Genomic DNA, 1,631 nt, shown 5'->3' with positions numbered 1-1,631 from the left:
GGCCGGCACTGGGGCGGCTTCCGCACCGCCTACAAGCTGTGAGCGGATCGGCTGCTAACCAGAAAGCCGGTAGCGACCGCTGATCACCGGGTCGCCCTCAGTGGCGACAACCCCGCGCATCACCAGATCTTCCAGATGCGCGAGCACCGAGTAACCGGCGGCGCTGACGAGCCGCGGGTCGATGCCGATATAGATCGCCCGCACCATGCTGGGGATATCGGTCTCGCCCTTGCCGAGGCGATGCAGGATCGAAGCTTCCCGCGCCAGCCTGTGCCGCTTCAGGAACCGCGAGTAACGCGGGCCCCCGGGAATCTCGGCGCCGTGACCGGAGAGATAGAGCTGCTCATCGCGGCCGATCAGCCGGTCCAGCGACGCCATGTAGTCCGGCATCGAGCCGTCCGGCGGCGCCACGATCGTAGTCGACCAGCCCATGATGTGATCGCCGACGAACAGCGCATCACCCTCGCGCCAGGCGAACGCCATGTGGTTGGCGGTGTGACCAGGCGTCGCCACCGACTCGATGGTCCAACCGTCGCCTTCGATCATGTCGCCGTCGCGGATTTCGACGTCCGGCTTGAAGTTGCGGTCGGCGCCGGACTCGGTCGACACCGTCTCGCTCTCGAAATACGGCCGCGACGCCCGATGCGGCCCTTCGGCATAGACGGTGGCGCCGGTCGCCTGCTTGATCAGCGGTGTGCCCGGCGAATGGTCCTTGTGGGTGTGGGTGACCAGGATGTGCGTGACGGTCTCGCCTTTGACGGCGTCCAGCAGCGCATTGGCATGAGCCTCGTCCGCAGGACCTGGATCGATGATCGCGACCTTGCCGCGACCGACGATGTAGCTGACGGTGCCGGTGAAAGTGAACGGCGACGGGTTGTTGCACAACACGCGGCGCAGGCCGGGACGGATTTCCTCGACGATGCCCGGCTGCAATCCGAACTCGCGATTGAACGGAACGTCATCCTCGGGGCGATTGTCGTCGCTCATGGCGTTTCCAACCAAATTTGATTGTTATTGGTTCTTACCAACTCACCCGGAAAGTCATCCCCCGCGGATGCGGGGGATCCAGTACTCACCGCCATCGCCTATAGCGAACGCTCTGGGATACTGGGTCGCCCGCCTACGTGGGCGATGACGGCAGAGCGGGAAACAGTGGGCGCGGACGTACGCCCCGCCTTACGCGAACGCCTGCAGCCCAGTGATCGCGCGGCCGAGGATCAGGGCATGCACGTCGTGCGTGCCCTCGTAGGTGTTCACCGTCTCGAGGTTCTGCGCGTGGCGCATCACGTGATACTCGATCTGGATGCCGTTGCCGCCGTGCATGTCGCGGGCCATGCGGGCGATGTCCAGCGCCTTGCCGCAGTTGTTGCGCTTGACGATCGAGATCATCTCCGGCGCCATCTTGCCCTCGTCCATCAACCGGCCGACGCGCAAGCTGGCCTGTAGGCCGAGGGTGATCTCGGTCTCCATGTCAGCGAGTTTCTTCTGCACCAGCTGGGTCGCAGCCAGCGGACGATTGAACTGCTTACGGTCGAGCGTGTACTGCCGGGCGCGGTGGAAGCAGTCTTCCGCGGCACCCATCGCGCCCCACGAGCTGCCGTAGCGCGCGCGATTGAGGCAGCCGAACGGAC

The 1,631-nt window shown here is 65.1% G+C and carries 2 protein-coding genes; both read right to left on the bottom strand.

All coding sequences use genetic code 11. The features are described 5' to 3' along the window. Positions 1–54: 54 nt before the first annotated feature. The gene (locus DYI24_RS26245; protein WP_164574388.1) at positions 55–987 is read right to left on the bottom strand and encodes an MBL fold metallo-hydrolase; all 933 of its coding nucleotides are present in this window, start codon (positions 985–987) and stop codon (positions 55–57) included. Between the two features lie 189 nt (positions 988–1,176). Next, a partial coding sequence (locus DYI24_RS26240; RefSeq protein WP_283810909.1) for an acyl-CoA dehydrogenase family protein occupies positions 1,177–1,631 on the bottom strand: 455 nt, incomplete at its 5' end.

It is taken from the genome of Rhodopseudomonas sp. BR0C11 (assembly GCF_010820945.1).
Lineage (GTDB): Bacteria > Pseudomonadota > Alphaproteobacteria > Rhizobiales > Xanthobacteraceae > Rhodopseudomonas > Rhodopseudomonas palustris_H.
This window is presented reverse-complemented; position numbering and strand designations above follow the sequence as displayed.

Excerpts from the sequence above, each read along its gene's own strand:
- DYI24_RS26245 (WP_164574388.1), bottom strand. The coding sequence starts at position 987 with ATGAGCGACGACAATCGCCCCGAGGATGACGTTCCGTTCAATCGCGAG.